The 24,076-nt window shown below is 41.6% G+C and carries 18 protein-coding genes; 6 read left to right on the plus strand and 12 right to left on the minus strand.

Features of this window, described 5'->3' with window-relative positions; all coding sequences use genetic code 11:
- Nucleotides 1–145 precede the first annotated feature (145 nt).
- A complete protein-coding gene (locus AAEU31_RS05130) occupies nt 146–3,925 on the plus strand; it encodes a S8 family serine peptidase (RefSeq protein ID WP_199527778.1) in 3,780 nt (1,259 codons plus the stop codon).
- 97 nt (nt 3,926–4,022) lie between these two features.
- Here the strand turns inward: AAEU31_RS05130 and AAEU31_RS05135 are convergent, their stop codons facing one another.
- The gene (locus AAEU31_RS05135; protein ID WP_135926332.1) at nt 4,023–4,295 is read right to left on the minus strand and encodes a hypothetical protein; all 273 of its coding nucleotides are present in this window, start codon (nt 4,293–4,295) and stop codon (nt 4,023–4,025) included.
- A 203-nt stretch (nt 4,296–4,498) separates the two neighbouring features.
- Between AAEU31_RS05135 and AAEU31_RS05140 the strand changes: the two genes are divergently transcribed.
- Together AAEU31_RS05140 and ykgO are read left to right on the plus strand one after the other, a co-directional pair.
- Nucleotides 4,499–4,750 carry a type B 50S ribosomal protein L31 gene (locus AAEU31_RS05140; protein WP_135926331.1) on the plus strand — a complete coding sequence of 84 codons (252 nt, stop codon included), beginning with the start codon at nt 4,499–4,501 and terminating at the stop codon, nt 4,748–4,750.
- Nucleotides 4,751–4,769: 19 nt separating this feature from the next.
- Nucleotides 4,770–4,907, plus strand: a complete 138-nt coding sequence (gene ykgO / locus AAEU31_RS05145; RefSeq protein ID WP_138557741.1) for a type B 50S ribosomal protein L36 — start codon at nt 4,770–4,772, stop codon at nt 4,905–4,907.
- 51 nt (nt 4,908–4,958) lie between these two features.
- On the opposite strand, the gene AAEU31_RS05150 is transcribed toward ykgO, so the two are convergent.
- A complete protein-coding gene (locus AAEU31_RS05150) occupies nt 4,959–5,345 on the minus strand; it encodes a cytochrome b562 (protein WP_295512054.1) in 387 nt (128 codons plus the stop codon).
- A gap of 347 nt (nt 5,346–5,692) precedes the next feature.
- Between AAEU31_RS05150 and AAEU31_RS05155 the strand changes: the two genes are divergently transcribed.
- Entirely contained in the window at nt 5,693–8,536 is a 2,844-nt protein-coding gene (locus AAEU31_RS05155) for a TonB-dependent receptor plug domain-containing protein (protein ID WP_421966654.1), read from the plus strand.
- A 150-nt stretch (nt 8,537–8,686) separates the two neighbouring features.
- A complete protein-coding gene (locus AAEU31_RS05160; RefSeq protein ID WP_421966655.1) occupies nt 8,687–9,730 on the plus strand; it encodes an ABC transporter substrate-binding protein in 1,044 nt (347 codons plus the stop codon).
- A 36-nt stretch (nt 9,731–9,766) separates the two neighbouring features.
- Here AAEU31_RS05160 and AAEU31_RS05165 read toward each other — a convergent pair whose 3' ends face one another.
- From AAEU31_RS05165 to upp, 8 genes are all read right to left on the minus strand, one after another.
- Nucleotides 9,767–11,392 carry a di-heme oxidoredictase family protein gene (locus tag AAEU31_RS05165; RefSeq protein ID WP_421966656.1) on the minus strand — a complete coding sequence of 542 codons (1,626 nt, stop codon included), beginning with the start codon at nt 11,390–11,392 and terminating at the stop codon, nt 9,767–9,769.
- Between the two features lie 43 nt (nt 11,393–11,435).
- On the minus strand, nt 11,436–12,587 hold the full coding sequence (locus AAEU31_RS05170; RefSeq protein WP_421966657.1) for an imelysin family protein: 1,152 nt from the start codon (nt 12,585–12,587) through the stop codon (nt 11,436–11,438).
- Nucleotides 12,588–12,599: 12 nt separating this feature from the next.
- Nucleotides 12,600–14,003 carry a hypothetical protein gene (locus AAEU31_RS05175; protein ID WP_421966658.1) on the minus strand — a complete coding sequence of 468 codons (1,404 nt, stop codon included), beginning with the start codon at nt 14,001–14,003 and terminating at the stop codon, nt 12,600–12,602.
- 271 nt (nt 14,004–14,274) lie between these two features.
- Complete coding sequence (locus AAEU31_RS05180; protein ID WP_421966659.1) at nt 14,275–16,041, minus strand: sugar phosphorylase; 1,767 nt, start codon at nt 16,039–16,041, stop codon at nt 14,275–14,277.
- Between the two features lie 12 nt (nt 16,042–16,053).
- Nucleotides 16,054–17,274 (minus strand): glycosyltransferase family protein, encoded by a 1,221-nt coding sequence (locus tag AAEU31_RS05185; RefSeq protein WP_138557748.1) that lies wholly within the window; start codon nt 17,272–17,274, stop codon nt 16,054–16,056.
- The gene (locus AAEU31_RS05190; RefSeq protein WP_421966660.1) at nt 17,267–19,009 is read right to left on the minus strand and encodes an HAD-IIB family hydrolase; all 1,743 of its coding nucleotides are present in this window, start codon (nt 19,007–19,009) and stop codon (nt 17,267–17,269) included. The genes AAEU31_RS05185 and AAEU31_RS05190 overlap by 8 nt, the downstream gene beginning before the upstream one ends.
- Nucleotides 19,010–19,147: 138 nt before the next feature.
- A complete protein-coding gene (locus AAEU31_RS05195; RefSeq protein ID WP_135926936.1) occupies nt 19,148–20,386 on the minus strand; it encodes a uracil-xanthine permease family protein in 1,239 nt (412 codons plus the stop codon).
- Nucleotides 20,387–20,395: 9 nt separating this feature from the next.
- Complete coding sequence (gene upp, locus AAEU31_RS05200; protein ID WP_135926935.1) at nt 20,396–21,025, minus strand: uracil phosphoribosyltransferase; 630 nt, start codon at nt 21,023–21,025, stop codon at nt 20,396–20,398.
- Nucleotides 21,026–21,219: 194 nt separating this feature from the next.
- On the opposite strand from upp, the gene AAEU31_RS05205 reads away from it, so the two are divergent.
- The gene (locus AAEU31_RS05205; protein ID WP_421966661.1) at nt 21,220–22,038 is read left to right on the plus strand and encodes a hypothetical protein; all 819 of its coding nucleotides are present in this window, start codon (nt 21,220–21,222) and stop codon (nt 22,036–22,038) included.
- Here the strand turns inward: AAEU31_RS05205 and AAEU31_RS05210 are convergent.
- Both AAEU31_RS05210 and AAEU31_RS05215 read right to left on the minus strand, forming a co-directional pair.
- On the minus strand, nt 22,035–23,006 hold the full coding sequence (locus AAEU31_RS05210; protein ID WP_421966662.1) for a Gfo/Idh/MocA family protein: 972 nt from the start codon (nt 23,004–23,006) through the stop codon (nt 22,035–22,037). The genes AAEU31_RS05205 and AAEU31_RS05210 overlap by 4 nt on opposite strands.
- 2 nt (nt 23,007–23,008) lie before the next feature.
- Nucleotides 23,009–23,959 (minus strand): phosphotransferase, encoded by a 951-nt coding sequence (locus AAEU31_RS05215; protein WP_421966663.1) that lies wholly within the window; start codon nt 23,957–23,959, stop codon nt 23,009–23,011.
- Nucleotides 23,960–24,076: the final 117 nt, after the last annotated feature.

Here is a 24,076-nt window from a genome sequence, read left to right on the forward strand (position 1 = left end):
ATTTTGCTACTTTTGTTTTGTAGGTTTTCAGCTAGATAGCCGTTAAATTCATCTCGAAGAGTTATCTTTGGGTCATTAAAAACATGACAGCCTCTCGATAACTCCTTTCTTCCCAATAAATTATATTAAAACGAAGGATGAATAGATGAAACCTTTCCCAAGGCTTGGTCGCGTCAAAGCGACCTACTTGGCTATGCTCGGTCTAACCTTTGCTCAGCCAACTTTAGCGCAAACTAATGTAGTAACTAATCAAACTAAAGCAGATGCGCTTACATTTACCCTGATCACCGGTGATAAAGTCTCTGCTGTCGTAAACAAAGATGGCGAACTAAGCGGCATTCGTTTGCTCAATGCTGATGGCTCCGATGCAATTACCAGTATTTTTAAACGCGGTAAAAGTACATACGTTGTACCTAATCATGCACAAGCGCTTGTTGACTCTCAAGCAATCGATTTAGAACTATTTAACATTAATAAGTTGTATGAATCTGGCTATGATGATGCGTCAACAGATGCTTTACCTGTGATTGTTGAGTACAAAGACGGAACTCTAGCTGGTGCGGCCGTTCCATCAGCCTTAGCAGGCATGTCTCTGACTGGCGAAATCGAGCTAATCGATAGTGCAGCGTTTGCTATTAGCAAAGAAAAAGCGGCACAAACCTGGCAAACTTTGGCTTCACAAGCTGATGTAGAAGGTATTTGGCTGGATGCTGTAGTGCATGCGCACAAAGTAACTCAATCAGCAGCCCTAACACCTACTGTGCCATTAACAGGTGCCTATGGTGAATCTGCAATTAACTTCAATGGTGCAGGCATTAAAGTAGCCGTACTTGATACAGGTTATGATACTGAACACCCAGACTTACAAGGTCGTGTTATTGCATCTCGTGACTTTACCTATTCAAGCAATGGTGTAGATGACTTAAACGGGCACGGTACGCACACAGCTTCAACTGTTGCAGGTAATGGTCATGAGTCAGATGGGAAATGGGTAGGTGTTGCCCCAGCAGCTGATCTCATCATTGGTAAAGTACTGAGTAATACTGGCTCTGGTTCAACCTTCGGTATATTAAATGGTATGCAATGGGCTGTGCTTTCCGAGCAAGCTGATATCGTAAATATGTCATTAGGTGGCTCGGGCACTAGCTGTGGTGGCCCACTTGTAGAGATGGTGGAAGCGCTGAGCGACAAAGCCCTGTTTGTTATTTCTGCAGGTAATAGCTTTACCCGCGAGACAATTGGTCTACCAGGCTGCGCGCCAAGCGCACTGACTGTTGGTGCAATTGATAGAGAAGGTAATACAGCTTCATTTTCATCACGAGGCCCATCGCCAGATGGTCATTCAGCAAAGCCTGATATTGCCTCACAAGGTGTGTCTGTTGTAGCTGCTGCTTCAGGTGGTCTAGGCGATACTGCATACCGCGTCTATTCGGGTACCTCAATGGCTGCGCCTCATGTTGCTGGTGGTGCTGCGCTTGTTATGCAGGCTCGTGCAGAGCTTAGTCCACAAGAAATTAAAGACGTTCTAACTTCGTCAGTATTTAGCGGTGATTCTCACGTTCTTGAGCAAGGAGCTGGCGCGATGAATATCGACCGTGCCATTAATCAAGCTATAGTTGCCCCTGCCAACCGTGAACTAGGCTTTTTTGAAAACAGTAATAGCGATGAGTTTACACAAACTCACATCACACTGACTAATACGTCTGATTCAGATATTACCCTTAAACTGAAGCTAGATTTAATTGGAGAGGATGGCAAAACGCAATTACCTGCTACGCTGGCAGGTTTAGATACCAAAACAATCACCATACCAGCTCAAGGTGAAGCAAATGTGCCTATGTGGATTGACCCACGCGTTGCACTTAATAACGGTGCATATGGTGCTATCACAGGTCGAGTTACAGGCACGACTGTTGGAACAAGCGATCATCAAGTTACAGTTCCTGTCTCTTTTTGGGTTGCTCAACCTACCGTTCAATTATCTGTTAACTTAACCGACCGCTGGGGCAATCCAGCCACTTCACCATCAAAGCTTTATCTAATCAACGAAGAAGATGATTGGGGTAGCTTGGTCAGATTATCTGGCGGCAAAGCGAGTATTGATGTTCCTGCAGGTTACTACACACTGATTGCAAACATCATGACATTCGACAACCCGCAAACAAGCTCAGGTTTAGTTGAATCAGCAGCACAGATGGCTGTTTTAAACCGTAAAATTGATGGCCAAACGCATATCGATTTTGATGCCCGCAGCGCTCAAAAGGTTACCTTTAAAGCCGATCAGCCACTCGATCCACAAGGCTATTCTTTTGGTTTTACCTATGCAATTGACGATGAAAAAGTAGCTAAACTCGCAGCGATTGAGATGGCACCAGATTACGTCAATGAGATGTATGCTTGGTCACAGGGCCATGATGATCGTTTTCGCTCATTCATTACCACTCGCGCCGTTGCACCTGAGACAACGGTCATGATGCAAAATGGCGAAAAGCTTGATTACATCAAGCAAGGTTTAGCATTATCATTCCATGGTGAAGGGTCTGCTGAAGTTCTCCCTGTCGGTGATGCTGGTTATAGCACGGATTGGAGCCAGTTTGATCTGGATGGTAAAATTGCACTTATTGCAAATCCAAATTATCTCACCTCTTACATGGTAGGTAATGCTATGAAACATGGCGCCATAGGCGTGATTTTCTATCGTCCAGACCGTGGTGGTCGCTATAAAGGTGCAATTACAGGCACACCAAAGGTACCAGTTATCGGTATCAGCACTGAACAAGGCGAAAGATTAATGGCCGAGATTGAAGCCGGCAACAATCTTGTTAGTTGGTCAGGTATAGCGGCTGAACGCTCGCCATACGCTTATTCAATTAATCACATTACTGATGGCAGGATTGAGTCAGGGCAAATCAATATCGCTGACCATAGAATGCATAAGATCACTGCCTCGTACCATTCACAAAATGATGAACGTCCAGCTTGGACTGATGTAATGGCAATGACCAATAGTACCGGTGAATTTTATTCGACGGGTAGCTCACAACTTATCATGTTGCCTCAGGTACGAGACGAGTATTACACCGCGACAGCTAAAAATGCCTGGACTAACGTTGTTATGCCTAATTACCAAATTCAAAGTGCGGGCGCTTATTTTGACGGTCCTCGTGCTATGACCGAAGGGGCTGAAGAAACAACAACATGGTTTAAAGGCCCTCGAGCAGGTAGCTTGGGCAGCGGTGGTTCACCGATTATTCGTCGAGATACTAATGTACTTTACTTTAATCTTGCCTCGTTTGGCGATGCGTCAAACCATGACGGTATTTTTGGTTATATGGGCAGCTCTGCATTTGGTTTACGTTTAGATGGCGAGCCAGTATTTCCATATCAAGGAACCTTAACACTCGAGCCAGGCGACCACCAAGTAACCCTTGAAATGCGCTCTTATGCTCGTGGTGTTGGTGAGCGTTCACCTGTTAAAGATCATTTAGGGTCACTCTATCAAGGCTTCTACACCTTTACTGCTAACGAACAACAGCAGGGTGCACAACCTATCTTGGTGCCTATGATCGACTTACCTGTTGATATTAATAACAGCATGCAAGTGGGTGAAGCGGCGCATATTAAACTAACAGGTTTACTCGATGGAGTTGGTGAAGTACCGCTTGCAAACGTAGAGTTCCAATACGCTTACGGTCAAGAATGCGGTATCGAAACAGTCCCTGCTTATATTTATTGTCCAGTATCGACTCAGTTTTCAACCGAAAATTGGCTTGATGCTAAAGTAGAACAAATAGACGGTGAATGGGTTGCTACTATTCCAAATACCGGCGTTAAAGGAGACTTTGTACATATCCGTACTATCGTTTCTGACTATGGTTCAAGTTCTGCCGAACAAATTACTATGCGAGCATACATGCTTGACTAATAAGTTAATGCTATAAACTAAAAGCCGCCTTTGGGTGGCTTTTTTAGTTCAAAAAAGCAACAAAACAGTTAATATGTTTAGGTAATTCAGCTATCAGCTAATCTAAATGCTCATAGTGTCCACGATAGACTTCAAAGGTTTTAACCACGGTATGTTGTTCTTTACTTAGATTATCAAACCAATGATCAAAACGCTCATCATCGTCCTGCTCACTAAGTGCTAGATACTGAGCCAAAAGCTCTATTATGTCGTTATGTGAACACAGCAAAGTATCAACTTGGTTTGCTAATGTAGAGTGATCTTTATCGCGAAGCGTGTTCATTACATTTTGATCTAGTTCTTCGCGGCCAGCTATATCATTCACTTCCATATCTCTCTCTTAAATAAGCACGCATACCTAGTTATAACAGCCTTATTAACAATAGCCAGTTTTTTAAATTCAACTGCTCACTGATTGTTCACAATGATTAATTTTAAGCCAACCAACCTACAAATAAGAATTATTTTTACCTTGAAGCCTGTCTCTTTTTGCTTTATATTTGATATATTATCACATAACACAAAAGGTAAATAATGAAGCCTAATATACACCCTGAATACCATCAAGTAGCATTTCACGATACTGCTGCCGACAGCTACTTTATTATCGGTTCGACGATTAAAACATCGCGTACTATAGAGCTTGATGGTAAAACATACCCTTACGTACCAATTGATGTATCGAGTGATTCACACCCATTTTATACCGGCAAGCAAAAAGCAGTAGCAAGCGATGGTCGTGTAGCTGCATTTAATCGTCGTTTTAAAAACTTAGCGAGCAAGTAAATCGCGTTTAGGAGTTAAAATGAAAGTATTAAGCTCTCTTAAAAGTGCAAAATCCCGTCCGGGTTGCCAAATTGTCAAGCGTAAAGGCCGCGTTTATGTAATTAATAAAGACAATCCGCGCTTTAAAGCAGTTCAAGGTAAAAAGAAAAAGCGTTAAAAAAGGTGCTTCAGCACCTTTTTTAAGTCTAATTTCGAAAATTAAATAATATTATTTTCCAAATAACAGCTGCCAAAAACCTGGCGGTTCATGGAGTTCATGGTATTTTTTTCGTAAATCATCTATTGATTTAAGAGGTACTTTCGCTGCATCAAGTCCCTGCTTGCTGGCTAGTTCTTTAGCCAGATTTGCCTGTTTGATTACTTTATCAAGTCCTTCAAGAGATGCTGTTTTATGCTGTTTAAAATCGGCTGTCCGTGCTTTTTCTAACAAGTGAATAAACTCATCAATTGATGTATTAAACACTTCAATACTCGTTGCACGAACCGAGTTTTTATAAGCCAGCCCCATGTTCTTCATATTTGCTTCAAGATCGAGCTCTTCTGCTACACAGACTGCCGAGAAAAATACCAATAAGGTAACTAGAATAAATTTCATAAAGTACTCATGTGGAAAAACTTGGCCGCATTATATGTCGAAACACATCATCAGCCTAATTCAAAAAGTTAGCATCAGTTTATAAAGCATTATTACGATACCAAAAATCACATCTATTGATAATCATTTTCATTGCATAAAAGCCAACTATAAATAGCCACATTATCAATCTAAAAAACCAACTCAACAATAAACCATTGTTATAAAAAAGTTTTAAGTGGCTACATTTTGCTACGAACTTTTGATTTGGGAACAATAGGGACAATGCTAGAGTGATCTCGTTAACATTTGGAAAACATAGTTAACACCCCACCCAGGGATAGAACAATAAAGTAACAGGTGAAATAATGATAAAAAATAATCTTTTAGGTGATAGCATCAAGCTTGCTCTATGCTCATCGGCGCTTGCCATTTCTAGCCAATCTATAGCTGCTGAAGAAGAAGTAAAATCAATCGACCGTATAGAAGTAACTGGTTCACGTATTTTACGTGAAGGTGCTATTGCCCCTGCTCCAGTAACTGTTATCAGTGGTGAAGACTTAGTTAACACAGGTGCTGTAAATATTGGTGAAGCACTAAATAAATTACCAGCCCTTGGTAACACTTATTCACTAGCAAACTCAGGTCGTTTTATCGGTACTGCTGGTCTAAACATTCTTGATTTACGCAATATGGGTACAGACCGCACACTTGTACTTGTTAATGGTAAACGCCATGTTTCTAGCTCTGCAGGTTCTCAATCTGTTGATACCAATACAATTCCAAGCACATGGGTAGAGCGTGTTGAGATCATCACAGGTGGTGCATCAGCTGTATACGGTGCCGACGCTGTAACAGGTGTAGTTAACTTTATTCTTAAAAAGAACATCGAAGGCTTAAGTGTTAGTGTTACTAAAGGCGCCTCTGAACTAAGTGACTACAAAAACGAAAAAGCAACGTTTTCATACGGCACGAATTTCGATAATGACCGTGGTAACGTAGCCTTTGCTGTTGAATATTCAGGCCAAAATACATTAAATGCGCTTGATCACCCATGGACTGATGGCTCTTTCTTTAGCTTGCGTAACCCAGCTCAAAACGAAGAAAACAAAGACGATCCAAATTTCCCTGATAGAATTTACACACCCAACGCTGGCTATTATGCGATTAATAATGCAGGTGTTTTTGCATCAAGCAATGGCTATGTTAACTCATTCAACCCAGATGGCAGCCTTCGTGACATTTATATAGGTGACCGAGTAGATGGTCTTGCATGTGCTGACTGTGATTCATTCAACCTTGCACAATTCAATGAAATTCAGCCTGAATTTGAACGCTACAACGTAAACTTCAAAGTAAACTATGACGTTGCTGAAGACATGAATGCTTATTTCGAAGCAAAATATGTAAACAGCGAAGGCGAAAGCATTGGCCAGCCAGCATTTTTCTTCTTTAACCCAAATAACAGCATCAAGATTGACAACCCATATCTTGACTCGAGTGTTAAAGATCTAATGGAACAAGAAGGTGTTAGCTCAATCATGGTTAACCGTATGATGACAGATTTAGGTCGTCGTATCGAAAACAACACTCGTGAAACAACCCGTTTTGTTGCTGGTTTGAGAGGCACAGTATTCACTGATTGGGAATTAGATGCATCAGTTGTTCATGGCCAAACAGACTTAGAGCGTATTAATGGCGCTAACATGATTATGGCAAACTACTACAATGCTCTTGACGCTATTGATGATGGCGAAGGTAATATTGTTTGTCGTAGTGAAGAAGCACGCGCTGAAGGTTGTGTACCGGTAAACATCATGGGCTTTGGCACACCAAGCCAAGAAGCAATTAATTACATTAATACGGTATCAACAGGTACTTCTGAGATTACTCAGACAGTAGTAACTGCATCACTTGCAAACTCAGCAATCTATGAATTACCAGCGGGTTATGTTGGCTTTGCTGCTGGTGTAGAATACCGTAAAGAAGAAAGTGAAACTAAAGAGCCAGATAATGCAGTAGGTACATTCTTCAACGCACTGGGTGAAGATAAAGGTGATTTTGATGTAAACGAGATTTACTTCGAAGCATCTATCCCATTACTAGCTGACTTACCACTTGTTCAAGACCTAGTACTTGATACAGCAGTACGTTACGCTGACTACAGCACAATTGGCGATGCAACAAGCTGGAAAGTTGGTTTAGATTGGACAGTAAACGATCAACTACGTGTTCGTGCAACACAATCTGAAGCACTTCGCGCACCTAACATTGGTGAGATCTTCGGTGCACCGAGCCAAACATTCTACAACGTTGATGACCCTTGTTTAGCTGATAACCTAGATGATTTACAAAATTCAGAGGTTCGTCGTGCAAACTGTGCTGCTTTAGGTGTTCCTGCAGGCTTTGAATCAGATTACGACTCACAAACCCTAGAAGGTTTAGTAAGTGGTAACAGATACGTTAAAGGTGAAGAGTCAACTAGTACAACTATTGGTTTAGTTTACCAACCGTCATTCCTAGAAAACTCTGTTATTACAATCGACTATTGGAAAATTGAATTAGAAGACGCAATCTCAACAATTGCCTCTCAAGAAATTCTTGACCGCTGTGTTGACGCTGAAGGCGGTATCAATAACCAATATTGTAATCTAATTACACGTGATAGCACATCACATGAAATTACACTGATTCAAAACTCAGTATTAAACGTTTCTGGTCAAGAAGCATCGGGTGTTGACTTTGAGTTAGGTTATGATTTTGACGCACTAGAAGGCAACTTCTCTACACGTTTAATTGGTACATACCTAATTGAACGTAAAGACTTCCCGTTCCAAGATCAACCTGAAGATTACATCGAGTATGCTGGTACAACTGGTGAAGCGAAATGGCAAGCTAACTTAACTATCTCTTATAAGCGTGATGGTTTCTTTGCAACGTTTGATACACGTTACCTAGATGAAGTAAGCCTTTACACAGACCAAGAGTTAGAAGATAACCCGAATCCAAATAGCTTAATGAAGTTTGGTAGCTATGTTATTTCTGACGCAACAGTTGGTTATAACTTCGAAAGCGGCTTTGGCGTTAAAGTAGGTGTTGATAACATCTTTAACCGAGAGCTTCCATTCGGTACTCGAGGTACAGGTTCTGGTAGTGCAAGTTACGATAACATCGGTCGTTTCGGCTACTTAAGACTATCTTACGATTTCTAATCGTTAAAAACTTTGATTCTCTTAGGGCTGCACATTTGTGCAGCCCTTTTTCTATCAGATATTAAAAAAATATCCTATTCCAATCATTTACTTAAAATCTACCAATTCGCGCTATACTCTACCCTACCGGTCTTTTAACCTAATAAAGCCATGCTTAAAACAGTATTTATCACTATCTGTCTATTTTACCTGCCTGGTGTTTTTGCCAAGCAAAGTATTATTTTTATTAATCCAGGTCATGCAGATACCAATGTAACAGGCCCGTTTTGGTTTGAAGTGTCGCAGTTGATGCAAAACGCTGCAAAAGACTTTGATCTCGATTTAACTATTCATTATGCCAATCGAAATCATATTGAAATGAAATCTTTAGTGGCTAAAGCAATCAAAGCTAAGCCAGATATGCTCATTTTAGTTGATGAGAAAAGTGTGCTTACGCAACAGCTTTTAAGCTTGTCTCCTGTACCTACACCCATCTATTTTTTACTCAACCGCCCATCTAAGCAAGAGCTAAAACTTATGAGTGATCATGGTATTAATGTCGCTGGTAGCGTAGTACCCGATAACAAACAAGCAGGTCAATTATTAGCCAAAAAACTAATTGAAAAGAGCCAGCAAGCTGCCAACATTTTCGCAATTAATGGAGACTACACCACCCATGCAGCCCTTGATCGGGAGCAAGGTTTAAAGCAAAGTGTGGCAGCTAATACTAGTGCAAACATTACTGCTAATACAGTTGCCAATTGGTCAACCAAACAAGCCTACCGTCAAAGCCTTGGTTTTTTTAGGCATCAACCAACTATTAATATTGTTTGGGCGGCAAATGATGCGATGGCGTTAGGGGCAATTGCTGCGCTTGATGAGTTAAACAAACGCAAAAACGTAGTGGTTGGAGCAATTAATTGGCCGCTTAGGGCGGTGGCCAAAAAAATAGATGTCACAATCGGTGGTCATGTTACGCTCGGAGCTTTAGCTATAGTAAATGTTCATGATCTACTCAATAATTACTCAACTGGAGCAATGCATCAAGAAGTGGCTATTTTCAGCCAACATAACGAACAAACGCTAAAGCTCGTTGAACAAATTCACAGTAATAACGTGGCAATTAACTTTCGCGTTTTCAGTAAAGCACATATAAACCCTCTTCCCTTTAGTGTTGAATCTCTTCTCTTAGAGTCAACAAAAAGCGCACTGTAAAGGGCGTTGACAGTGCGCTTTTAAAGGGGTTTACAGCTATAGTGATTGTAAAAAGCTGATTAACTGTGCTCTTTTTTCACTGCTAAGCTCTGTAAATTCACGCTTACTTTTTTCAGCTTCACCACCATGCCATAAAATCGCTTCTTCAAGTGTTGCTGCACGCCCATCATGTAAGAAACCAGCGGCAGGGTTAACTGTTTTCGTTAAACCAATCCCCCAAAGCGGACGCGTTTTCCACTCACGGCCTGTTGCCATAAAATCACGGCGGTTGTCTGCGAGCTCTTCACCCATGTCATGCAACAACATGTCGGTAAATGGCCAAATTTCTTGCCCTTTTACTGCCGCAGGCGCTGCAACACCGCCCAGTAATAAAGCGGCACCATTTGCGGTTACAAAACGAGGCGTATGGCAACCAGTACAGTTTAAATCATCGAATAAACGTGCACCGGCTTTAACACCTTCGTCTGCTACATTACGACGTGCTGGCACAGCAAGTGTTTCTGCGTAAAACACGACCGTATCAGCAAACTCATCACTGGCTTCTGGCAATCCTTGCTCATCAGAACCAGTATCTTGATAGTTAGTACGAGATAAATAACTTTCGTGCATTAATGTATTGGCAATGCTTTCTTCAGGGAACAATGAGTTCGTTACCCCCATGTCACCACGCAATGCACCCAGTGATTGCTGTCTGACTGACGGTGTACTGGCTTTCCAACCAAATCGTCCAAGTGATACAGGGTTTTCATCACCCGCTTGAGCCTTAACAGCATCAAATACCCAGTTTGCTTTACCAGAAATTCCATCGTTGTCGGCATCATCGACATCTTCAAGCGCTAGAATATCTTGCTCTTCAATCGCTTCAAGCAATCCAAGACCAAAGACAGGCATACCATTACGGGCACTAAAACGTACATCTTCATTGGCAAGGGCACTTAAACTGAAGTTTTCAGGTGAGTCCCATGCATTGTCGATAGTAAATACCGGCTTTTTCAACGTGACAGTACTGCCATCTGGGTAGCTAAACTCCGTGTAATCATAGCTTAGATATACATCAGCTTGGCCACCAAAATTATGCGTTTGCCAGTCTTCACGGGCTTGTAAAATCCCCCTGTGAAAGAGTTGATCCCCAAACCCTTCAACGCCTGTAACCTGACAAAAATCATTGATACTACTTGGCATTTCACACACGTCATCGGCTAAGCTAACGCGTAAAAAGATCCCAGCATCATTCTCTAACTTCACAGTTAGCTGTTCAGCGGTTGGAACAATAGTACTTGGGCGACCATCTCGTTGGTGACACGCATTACAGTTATTGTTATTAAAAACAGGCCCTAAACCATCGAGTTCCGGGTGTGCATCATTCGGGGCTGTCGTAAAGGATGTTTCAAAATTAGCATCGCCAGTTAAGTGAATATCGCGTTCTGAATCACTTAAATTAGGCATAGGTGTAGAGAAACCATGGCCTGAATTATTGGTATCGAGGGCTGTCGCATCACCTGCCAACGCAACGACATCAATATAATTTGGATCCGTTTCGCTACTTGTCGGTGGTGGTGTTGTCGTTTCGGTCGCGCTTTTATCGCTGGTTTTACTTCCACATGCCACTAAAGATAAGGCTGTGAAAGCAAATAGAATTGGTTTAATTGCTTTTACATTCATGACGGTATCTTGCAAAGTGGGGAAGCAAATGCTTCCCCAGCGATTATAAATTCCACTCTTTGATAAGTGGCACAACTTCTTCTTCAAGGGTCGCTTGTAATTCACCTAACGCATCAATCGCAGTTTGAATTCGAACGCGACCAGCATCATCCTTAATCGCTTGTCTAAATGGCATATCATCTGCACCTGCAATGGCATCAATCGCTGCAATCGCTGCTGTAATTTGAGTTTCAACTTTCGCAGCTAGCTCAGCGTCACCGGCAGTAATGAATGCTTTTAGGCCTGGGCTGTCGTTTTCATCGCTGAATGTGCCTAAAAATACATTTTGTACACCTACAATGTTGTTGCTAAAGTCGGTTAATGAGTTCCAGCTATATTGTGATTCAACCAATGATGTGTCAGCTGTGTCTTTGCTAGTACCAAATGGTTCTGCAATTTTACCGTTACCTACCTCATCAACAATACCGATAACACCATTGACTAACTCTTCAATAACACCTAACTCAGATGAGTATTTATCATTACCCGGCGTTAATAAATAATCTTTATAAGCAGGTTCATCATCCGCATTTGCTGATATACTCCATGCATCAACAAGGCTTTGTGTATGAATATTAAATACTTCAGCACATGCAATTAAGTATTCCATTTCACGCACAGTCATTTCGTCAATTGACTTATCGTTATCTTCAACGCCATTACCGAATAATAAGAACTCCATAGTGTGGAAACCTTGTACACCATCGTCAAAGTTCTTTACATTATCAGCCGAGAACGTTGTGTTACTTGCAAGTAGTGCTTCTAAATCAGCTGTATTAAGTGGCCAAGTATCAAGGTGTGGATCAATTGATAAGCTATCAACAGGACCAAAGATATGCGACTCACCTTGCTCCCAGAATACACGTGCATCTTTCCATGCTTGTTGAGCAGCAAGCAGCGCGGCTTCGTTTTTGTTTTCTAATAATGTCAGTGTCGCATTATGTAAAACAGCCGCCTTGCTGTTTAGCATTTCATAACCATCTACAATTACTTGCTCAGTTACGTTTTCAATTAAATCTGTTGCGTCATAGCTAAAGCCTGTTACTTCAGTAACAGGTGTGCTTGTATCTGAAGAATCGTCCGAAGAAGACGAACCACATGCAACAAGTGTTGACGCTAACATTACAGCTGTAATGCTGTTTAATACAGTTTTCATCCCAAGATTCCTTTATAGTTCTGTAGAAAATTTATAGCCAAGAGAGGCGCTAAAGTGAGTCGTGTCATCGATATCGTCTTGTGCGTAATAACGTTGACCGCCCTGAAGTTTTAGAATTAAGTTTTTGTTTGGAAGGTAATTTAAACCAAAGTTAAGCTCACGAATGTCGTAACGATGGATAGCCGCACCACTGGCCACTTCAAGCATTGGGTTGGCATAATCAAACGAGGTAAATACATACAGCGGCGAAGATAAATCAAACAGCCCCTGCATATTATAAGCGGCTTCTACAAATGCAGATTCTGCTTTGCTACCAAGCTGTGCAAAGCTTCCCGGACGCAGACCCGGTGTTGTTTTATTCGCAGCAGTGATAGCAACTGAGTCTTCTAACTCGCCATATAAGTACTGACCACGGAACACAAGATCATCTAACGTCCATGCACCATGTAACCCGAGGATAGATACGTTTCCATCCTCATCGAGCTTGCCCTGATTGCGACGGTTATCTGATGTGTTTGCCGTATAGTAACTAACACCAAAACCTTTACCATCTTTAACATTGCCATAATCAAGGCGTAATGTGAGCGCTAAATCATCTGCGGTATTTTCTTCAAAGCGTTGCTGTGCACCACCCTCGACCCAATTAGTCGAACGGAAGTATTCAGAGTTAAGACCTGTCGTCACCAATGTTTGCAGTGTAAAGTCAGACCAACGAGAAATTAAGTTAACTCCAGTTTCGTGCCAAACTTGCGGGATCATGGTTGCCTCACCCCAGTGGCGAGTCGTGGTAAAGTATTGATCAGGCTTGTTTAAGTCTGTGCCTAAGCCTACCGGAACATATATATGACCAAACTTGACAGTAAAGTTAGGGTTATATTCATATTCTAGTTGCAGCTTTTCGACAATAACTTCACCACCCGCTTCGACTTCTGATTCAAATTCGCCAAATTCTTCAAAGCCATCGTATTCAAGCGTGGTACCTGTACCGCCATGCTCATACTCAAGTTCAAATTCGACTTTCCACTTATCATCAATTTCATATTCAAACTCAGTGACAACTCGCTCTAAGTCTGTAGTGGCGCGGCGCTCTGGTGAAGTATCTTGAACGTTGGCAAACACTTCGTCACTTTTGTAAAGCAAAGTACCATAGCTTTTAAAAGTAAGTTTTGAGTCTTTTTTGCTTGCGACTGAAGCAATTGGGGCTGCTTGCTCAGTAACAACTGGGGCTTTTTGCTGCACTGCAATTTGCTGGGTGTTTTTCGCATCTAATTGACTTTTTAAGTAATCAATCGCTTTTTGTTGTTCAAGGAGTTGTTGTTGAAGTTTTTCGAGTTGGGCTTGCATGTCATCATTCGCAACACTATAAAGTGGAGTCAAAGCCAATGACACCGCGAGAGAAAGTACTGCTTTGTTCATTGTAAAGTGCACCTGAAAATAAAACCAAATGATAATAGTTATCTTTTACATTGTAAATATTGTTAACTTTACTTTTTACTAAAAACGGTAAATTAGATTAAATAAGATTTAATTTCTAAGACTATTTCATTGAAAATTAAGCTGGAATGATAATCTGGTGTGCAATAAGGGAGCAATTTACGATAACTGTAAGTTACTTGTTAACAAGCAAACCTACCTGATAGGCTTACTTGTTAACGATAAGACTTGTATTATCTTGATGATAGGATTATTAATTGCTGAGCCAAACTGCTTGATATGGAGTCAGCGACAATGTTTGTGTTTGCTCAGTAATTTGCTCCCCGCTTATTAAATCTCGCCACTGCTCGGTACCAATCAAATTTAAGTCTGCAAGAGTAAGAGTTTGCGTCTCATCACTAATGTTATAAACACAAAACATGCTTTGTGAACGGTTAATACTTTGTCGCCAAAAACCAAACAACCCCTCACTTAAATGTAACGTATATTGCGTCGCATTAGGGTGAAATGCGCTTTGCGCCTTACGAATAGCCATCAAGTTTTTCATCGCTTTAAACACAGTACGGTGATGGGCATTTTCATTACTCAGTTTTGCTAGTAAATCTGATTCTTGCCAACGGTGACGGTTAATAGCCCGATTATGTTGACTATTTTCAAAGCGCTCATAATCGTTGGTAGTACCGAGTAAGCTATGAATATACAAACCAGGAATGCCTTCAAGCGCAAACATAATGGCATGTGCACATAAAAAGCGAGCAACTCCCCACTTATCAGGGCCTTTATGAGTACCTTGCAATGCATCAAATAAAGCAATGTTTAACTCATAAGGGGTGTTAGTTCCATCTGGTGCGGTACGAAGTGAGACTTTACCGCCATACTTTGCAGTCGTACTGACCATTTCGGCAATTTCACTTTGCTCCAATAACCCTTCGACAGGCCTTAAACCAATACCATCATGTGAAGCTATAAAGTTAAAGTATGCGGTCCCTTCTTGAGGAGGTGGCATACTCATCATCCAATGCTTTAATGCCGTGCTGTCGCCACTGAGTAAAGTGTGTAACAACAACGGTGGCAATGAGAAGTTGTAAATACAATGCGCTTCGTTGGCATTACCAAAGTACGATAGGTTTTCGCGATTTGGAATATTGGTTTCAGTGATAATAATCACATTAGGCTCAAAGTGCTCAATAAGGGTGCGAAGTAGCCTGATCACTTCGTGAGTTTCAGGTAAATTAATGCAACGGGTATTGAGCTTTTTCCATAAAAAAGCCACCGCATCAAGGCGGAATATACGCACACCATTATCTAAATAATGACGAATAATACCCACAAACTCGTTAAGTACATCTGGGTTGGCAAAATCAAAATCGACTTGGTCATGACTAAACGTACACCACACATGTTGCAAACCATCTTTTGTTTCGACCGCTTGTAAAAGAGGCGATGTACGCGGACGAACAACCTGCACCAGGTCGTCACTCGGGCTTGCCGTTTTAAAATACCCTTTACCCGGCTCTTTGCCTTGAATAAAGTTTTCAAACCAGACACTTCGGCTTGAACAATGATTGATCACCAAATCAGCCATCAATCTAACATCTGCTGAAATATCACGAATATGCTGCCAACTGCCTAACGCTTCATTCACTTGCACATAATTCATTACCGCAAAGCCTTCATCTGAGCTATATGGGTAAAATGGCAAAATGTGCAGTGCATTAAGCTCAGGCAAGCATTGGCTTTTTACAAACCGATGTAAAGTATGCAAAGGTGGCTCTTCAGGCTTTGCCACGGCATCATCCGTATTCGCATGGCGAATGATTGAATCACCATAAGCAATTAAAATCATGTCTTGCTCATCCCAACGGTTTTTATGCGGCGTTGGGTCACGTACAGGATCATCACCTAACATGGTATTGATAAGCCTGTCTGCAAGTTGTTCAAGCGAGGTTGATAACTCAACCTCGGCGTAGATACAGGTTAAATGCTGTATAACCCTTTGTTGGAGTAGCTCTAAAGTCACGTGTCTTCTCCGTTAAATAAATTCTTTGTTATCAAGCTCTACGGCTTCTTCTAAGCGAGCAAATACATCTGGCATTGCCGAAGCGACTCGGTTCCAACTCGGCACAAATGGTGCCTCCATTGGGTTTTCTAAGAAGTGCTGACCCGCATTCATAATGTTTTGCGCAAACATTTCAACGGCTTTTTCTTCATGGTGAATATCAAGTGTTAAACCATTCATCAGCGCATCGTTGTGATAAGTTTCGATAAAATCGAGTGCGATACGGTAGTAAGTTGCTTTTAATGAACGAATTGTTTCGCTGGTAAAGGTCACCCCTTGGGTAGCCAGCTTTCTGAATAAAGCTTTAGTAATATCAATCGACATTTTCGACAAGCCCGCTGCTTGGTTTTCAAGCGATAGGTCTTGGTGTTTATGATCATAGTTATCAGCAATATCGACCTGACATAACCGGTTATGCGAATAGTTACGATACATCTCTGATAACACGCCAATTTCGAGACCCCAGTCACTTGGAATACGAATATCATTAAGTACATCGCGACGGAATGAGAACTCACCCGCTAGCGGATAACGAAACGAGTCCATGTATTCTAAATAATCGTTGCTACCTAAAATTGTTTTAAATGAGCGTAATAGCGGTGTTACCAGCAAACGTGACACACGGCCATTAATTTTGCCCTCAGCGGTGCGCGGGTAAAAGCCTTTACAAAATTCATAGTTAAAACGGGGGTGAGCAACAGGATAAATTAAGCGTGCTAAAAGTGCTCTGTCGTAAGTCAAAATATCGCAGTCATGTAGCGCAATTGACTCTACTTTTGAGGTTGCCAACTTATAACCCATGCAATACCAAACATTGCGACCTTTACCTAGCTCTCGTGGCGCAACGCCAAGTTTTTGTAGTTCTTTATCAAGCGCTTGTAAACGCGGGCCATCATTCCAAAGTACCTTATGATGCTGATCAAGCTCAGCAAAAAACTGTAACGCATGGCGATATTGGCTTTCGTCAGCGCGATCTAGGCCAATGGTAATTTGTGATAAGTAAGGCACATGTTTGAGCTCAGCTATAATATTTTGCAAAGCGGGTCCTTCTAACTCACTGTAAAGTGAGGGTAAAATCAAACCCATAGGACGCTGTTTTGAAAAATCCAATAACTCTTTTTCTAGTTCTTCGACTGGACGGTCAGCAATATTGTGTAAGGTCGTGATAATGCCATTTTGATAGAAATCAGCCATGAGATTGCTCCTGTTTTGCTGCAAAACGCGCTTTGATGATAGTTAACGCAGAAACTTCTTGAACCCAACCTGCTGGGGCTGGTTTTTCGCTTAGCTGCCAAGCTTTTTGTAATATTTGCGATTGTACTTGGCTGCCAGGGTTATTAATTAAAATGGCGGTGTCGGCCGCTTTTAGCATGGCGACATCGTTTTGACTGTCGCCGAGCGCTATTACAGTGAATGGATTGCGATAAGCTTTTTTGAACTGATTTAACAACCATTTTTGTGCAAGGCCTTTGTTGTTACCTTTAGTTAGGTGAATGAAGCGACCACCAACAAGCACTTCGTATCCTGCTTGACTCATTGCCTCTATCAAACCTTGTTTCTCTTCATCACTGCCAGAAAAGCAAATTGGGTCTGAATATTGACGCTTTAAAGCCAGTTCGCTTTTATCAACGGGTAGCCCTGTTAGTTTGGCTATTTCTTGTGCACTAAATTGACTAAATAAGCGCACACAATGGCTAAATTGACTGGCATATTGTTTAAGATCTTCATGCAATTTATCGGTGCTTTGTGTCATCGCAAAACGCCAATAACCTTGATATTCATCACAGCCAATCGGCTTTACTTTAAAATAATCTTTCGGGATATAAACGGCCGCGCCATTTTCCACAATAAAGGGTTGGTGATGATTTAAAGCTTTTTGAATATCAGTGACTTCTGCAAATGTTTTGCTGGTATTAAAAATGACATTGACACCGGTATCATTCAACTTAGCCAAAAATGGTTTGATCACCTCACATTCGTAACTATCGTGATCAAGCAATGTGCCGTCTAAATCAGTAAAAATAAGTGGTTGAGCAATTTGGTCAGCGAGTAGTTCCATTTTGGTAATATCACGCTCAGTATCAAGCAACAATAAAGCATCAACACTGTGCGCAAGAGTGGCTAAGTTTTCACGCGTAATACGTTCAAAATGAGAGATAAAACGCTTTAAACTCACTTCGTCAAACGTGCCCTGCCCTTGGCCTTTTTTGGCAATTAACTTTTGCTCTTGCTCTAAGCGCCAAGCATACACATCTTCAAATGATGGCGCTTTTAACATAATGGTGTAATCGGCCATTGCGAATACATTTTGATATTCATTTGCTAAGCAGCTATTTACGCAGCGACGCCAAATGCCGTCGGCATCTTCTAGTTGTTCTAATTCATTAACTGGAGTTTGCAGTTGATAAGGTTGCTGAGGTGTACTGGCTACACACCAACCTTCAAAAAACACGATATCTACGGGCTTTTGGTTGCTCGGCCACAGGGCTTGTGGCACTGGATCATCGGTTAGCTTATCAAATTGAGGTAATGGCACATCCACTTTACCTGCCAACAAGGCCGATAAGGTTTGCTCCATTAATTGCGTATCATGCGTGCCTGGTACACCACGACTGGCAAACAAGGGATGAACATCTTTAGCAAGCTCAGTGCGTGCATCACGACTTAAATAAAAGTCATCGATTGATAATGACACACTGTTAAATTCAGTATTGCTATTAACCCAAGTCACTAAAAAATCAGCGAGGGTTGTTTTTCCTGAGCCTTGGCAGCCGTTGATAGCCACCAGCATAGATTGGCCGGTCATTTTTGCGCTCAAGATATCTTGCGCGAGGGGTATAAAAAACTGCTCACTTAAGTATTGATACTTGAGTGGTAACTGATGCTTCGCTAAAAACGGGGTAATATCCACAACATTTGCCTCTTGCATAATCGCTCCTACCAGTATGACATAGAGATAAATGCAGTTAGTAGACCAGTTTTATAACTCGTTATTTTTTATATAGTTACAAAAAAAGCGCGTATTTAACGCGCTTTTTTGGTGCAATATTTAAGCAGTTTTTAAGTTCTAATCAACTTGTTGCACTGCTTTGGGGAGGACAGCATTTAAGATAATCCCTAAAATTGCGCATAAGCTCACACCTTGCAAACTAAACTCGTCACCGCCAAGGTGCATGCCACCAATACCAAACACTAAAATCAGTGCGATGATAGTCAAGTTTCGAGGCGCGGTAAGGTCTTCACCTGATTTTACTAAAGTATTTAAACCTACAACGGCAATTGAGCCAAATAGTAAAATCATGATGCCGCCCATCACAGGAACCGGAATAGTTTGTAAACCCGCCCCCATTTTTGCCACAAATGCGAGCACAATCGCGATAATAGCAGTCCAAAGCATCACTCGAGGGTTGAAGTTACGCGTAAGCATGACCGCCCCCGTTACTTCAGAGTAGGTTGTATTAGGTGGACCACCAAAAACCGATGCCGCAGAGGTTGCTAAACCATCACCCAATAGAGTGCGATGTAAGCCCGGTTTCTTTAAATAGTCTTTACCCGTGACTTGGCTAATTGCCATCATGTCGCCAATATGTTCTATAGCTGGCGCAATGGCCACAGGCACCATAAATAAAATAGCTTGCCACTTAAACTCAGGGTAAGTAAATGCAGGTACAGCAAACCAGCGAGCTTCAGTAACCGCATTAAATTCCACAATACCTATAAATAACGAAGCAAGATAACCTGCGATAACACCAGCAAGAATAGGAATAAGTTTAAATACACCTTTACCCCATACCGCAAAAATCAACGTAACCAATAATGATAAACCAGACACCCAAATAGCTTGTTCATAAGGAACTAGTTGCGCGCTGCCATCCCCTGCTTTACCCATTGCCATATTCACAGCAACGGGCGCTAAGGCTAAACCAATCACCATAATAACTGGGCCAACAACCACAGGAGGTAACACTTTATGCAGTGCATTCACGCCTTTAAATTTTACAATCAAGCTAAGTGCGAAATAGCAAAAGCCTGCCACCATTAAACCGCCCATAGTTGCAGGAATACCCCACATTTGTACTGAGGCGATAATAGGTGCAATAAAAGCAAAAGACGATGCTAAAAAGATAGGAACTTGGCCTTTGGTAACCACATGAAACAGCAAGGTTCCTAGGCCTGCGGTAAATAAAGCCACATTGGGATCAAGGCCTGTCAGTAACGGCACAAGTACCAGTGCGCCAAATGCAACAAACAGCATTTGCGCGCCGGTTAGAATTGTTTTTAACGAAAATGTTTGATGATTTTCCACGTGCACGCCTTACACTGTACCAAAGATCTTGTCACCGGCATCTCCTAAGCCTGGGATGATATAGCCTTTTTCGTTTAAGTGACTATCTAGTGATGCCGTGAAGATTTCAACATCTGGGTGCGCCTCAAGGGTTTTTTCTACACCTTCAGGTGCTGCCACTAGTACAATCACTTTAATATCTTTACAACCTGCTTTTTTCAGCATATCGATTGTGGCGATCATTGAACCACCCGTTGCCAGCATTGGGTCAATAACAAGGCTTAAACGCTCATCAATTTTACCAACCAGTTTTTCAAAGTATGGCACAGGCTCCAATGTTTCTTCGTTACGCTGCAAACCTACAACACTAACTTTTGCAGCAGGTAATAATTGCATAACGCCATCCATCATACCAAGGCCGGCACGTAGAATCGGCACAACAGTAATTTTTTTACCTTTAATGTGCTCTACATTGAGGTTTGAACCATCCCATCCAGTGATCTGCACGCTTTCTAATGGTAGGTTTTTTGTTGCTTCGTATGTAAGCAAAGTACCTACTTCAGACGCTAGCTCACGGAAACTTTTTGTGCTAATACCTTGTGCGCGCATAAGGCCAAGTTTGTGTTGAACTAACGGATGAGTAATAACATGGATAGACATAAGTAGAACCTAAATGAAATAAATTACGCCTATTTTAGCGCAAAATAGTCTACTCGACTGCAAAAATTGCATACTTACTGCATTAATTCGAACAACTGGTCTAAAATTAAACAGCTGTGTGCAAATTTTAATTTTTTTGCAACAACACGTACGGTCAATATTTAAGATTTAATTATTTTTTGGGTTAAGCTGTAATGAAAACACTCACATTTACCTTAATACTATTTTGTTGCATTTCCTTACCAACCCACAGTGAAACACTCAATATTCAAATGATGGCTGACTTTATCCCTCAAGATGGCGGCAATCCAGAAAATGAAGCCACTACGTTTTTACTTGCTGCTGCCGCTGAGTTAGGTGATGAAATCAGCCTGCACTTTATACCGGCAAGTCGGTTAAGAGAATGGCAGCAGTTGAGCAAAATGAATAATGTTTGCTTATACAATAAATTAAAAACCCCTGACCGTGAGGCCCAAGCCGTATTTAGTCAATACCCTCTGATGGCTTTTCCTGCTAACAAATTGGTGGTATTCAACAAGCCAAAGATCCCTGATTCCATTACCCTGCTACAAGCTATTAATGACTTCAATTTAACAATAGGCATCATCAAGGACCGCTCATATTCAGAGGAAATTGATAACTTTATACGCTTAGATGATGAGCACTTTTTTATGTTAGAAGGGGCAACCAATGCACCTCGGCTTGGTCAGATGCTATTTCAAAATAAAATTGATGCAGTTTTAGAATACCAAACTGTATTTAACAATCGCTATAAGCGAGCACCGGGTCTAAGTCACATTCGCTATATCAGCCTTAAGCCAGAAAAAGCCGCGTTGTTTGGTTATATTGCCTGTTCACCGACAGAGGTCGGCAAACAGGCCGTTGCACTGTTCGACAAAGCACTTAAAACAGAAAAGGTACGCACATTAATTAGTCAGCGTTTAATGGCGCTATTTCACGAAGGTGAAAACACACAAATTGTAAATGCCTTCAATGCAGCGTTTGAGCACTAAGCCGATAAAATCTGCTCCATAACCCAGCTTGTATGTAGTGCGGTTTCACCAGTTGATGGGTGTGGTTGCTGGGCATGAAAATAATTCGCCATGTTTTCAACATGATATTGTTGAATGTGTGCTGGGTTATCAATTACAAACTGTTTTGTTCCCTTTACGTTGTTAAGCACAATGGGCTTTTCATCAAATACACTAAAGCTAAGCTCGCCTTCACTGCCATAAATCATTACATCATCAAAACGATTTGCTGAGGCAAAGTTCCAGCTTCCGGTGCCAGTGACGCCGGATTCATGCTGCCAGTGCGCGGTTATGGCATCGAATGCAGAATATAAGCCTTGTTGATTAGTACATAAACCATGCACCTTATTAAAATCACCTAAAAGGTAGGCAAGTAAATCAAGGCCATGGCTGGCTAAATCGTCAAAGTAACCGCCTCGTGCTACTGTTTGATCGGTACGCCAATTATACTCTCCCGATAAGTCTAGGGGATTCGGCGATTTACTTAAATGCCAACTTACATGACGCGGCTTACCAATGGCACCTTGTTCAAGTAACTGTTTAACTTGATTAAAGCGCGGTAACGAACGACGATAATAAGCCACAAACAGCGGCTGTTTAGCTTCTTTAAACGCTGCGACAATGTCAAGGCTATCTTGATAACTTGGCGCAAGTGGCTTTTCTATACAACAAGGTTTACCTGCCGCTGCCACCTCAAGAGCAAACGCTTTATGGCTATCTGGCGGCGTGGCAATATACACTGCATCAACACTGTTATCGTTTATTAGTTCACTTGGCGATGTGTACACCTTTGCTACATTATGGCGTTTAGCATAATCATGGGCTTTTTCTAGGTCGCGGCGTGTCACCCCAATAAGCGCAATACCTTCTGCTTGCTGATAAGCAGGGCCGCTTTTCACTTCGGTTACAGCACCACAGCCAATAATGGCAAATCGCATTGGCTTATTCATTGTTATTCCTTTGTATTTGTTAAGTACGTTGCAAATTGCTGCTGCATGTAGCCATTTATTTTTGCATGAGTTGGGCTCCAACCTGCTAAAAAGCGATAAAAATCACTCCATGCGTAACACCATAGCGCTCGCCAACTACTAACAACATGCACAGGATTTATACTCGGTTGATAGCGTTTTAGTGCTATGGTAAGAGTGTCAAAATAACGATTTAAATAATCATCTGCAACTGATTTTAATGCTGTATCATCTAAACAACTGCCTAAAAAATACATCACATCAATCACCCCAACACCCTTGCCAATATATTGAAAATCATAGCCAAGAACATGTTGGTTTTGTGGCGCAATAGCAAAGTTGGCAAGCTTAGCATCACCATGAATTATCGTTTGGTAAGGTGACTCACTCAGCGCAGTATCAATAGGTTGCGCCTGCGCTTTTAAGCTTAAATCGCTCATACGCTGTAACTCATCTGGCCGTGTTGCTAAATGCCAATAACTACCTCGAGGCCAAAGTCCCTCTGATGAGCTTGCTAAATGAAAAGCATGAAAATGTGCAAGCCAGTTTATAATTGCTTGAATGTGGCTGTGTGTAGCATGTGCTTGCTGGTAACCATGTGCTACGAAATCACTAAATAATAACGCTTGCTTAGTGCCCTCTTGTATTGCATCAATACAGTGGATTGTTGCAGCTTCATGGGGTAATTGCTCAGCGTAATGCCGATACCAGTTAAATTCGACTAAGTACGATTGGCGCTTTCTGGCAAGAGCAAAATCACTTTGCGTTATACGGCTATGATTAATCTGGCTAGGCACTTCAATCGCTTTAATTACAGTCGCTGCACCGTTCACTTGGCAACGAATAATCTCACCGCACCCGCTCCAAACTGACGCGGCTTGCTGTAAATTTGTAATGTTTGATAAGTGAGAAGTAACAAATTGCCTAAGATCCATAACGCTCTATGATTTAAAAAACGAATGGCAATGGTAGGTGAAATTAGCTATTGGCACAACGGCCCGTAGGCAATAAAAAACCCGTGCTAAGCACGGGTTTTCGAAGATAAAGTCCTC

This window comes from Pseudoalteromonas thalassia, from assembly GCF_049257215.1.
Taxonomy (GTDB): domain Bacteria; phylum Pseudomonadota; class Gammaproteobacteria; order Enterobacterales; family Alteromonadaceae; genus Pseudoalteromonas; species Pseudoalteromonas lipolytica_C.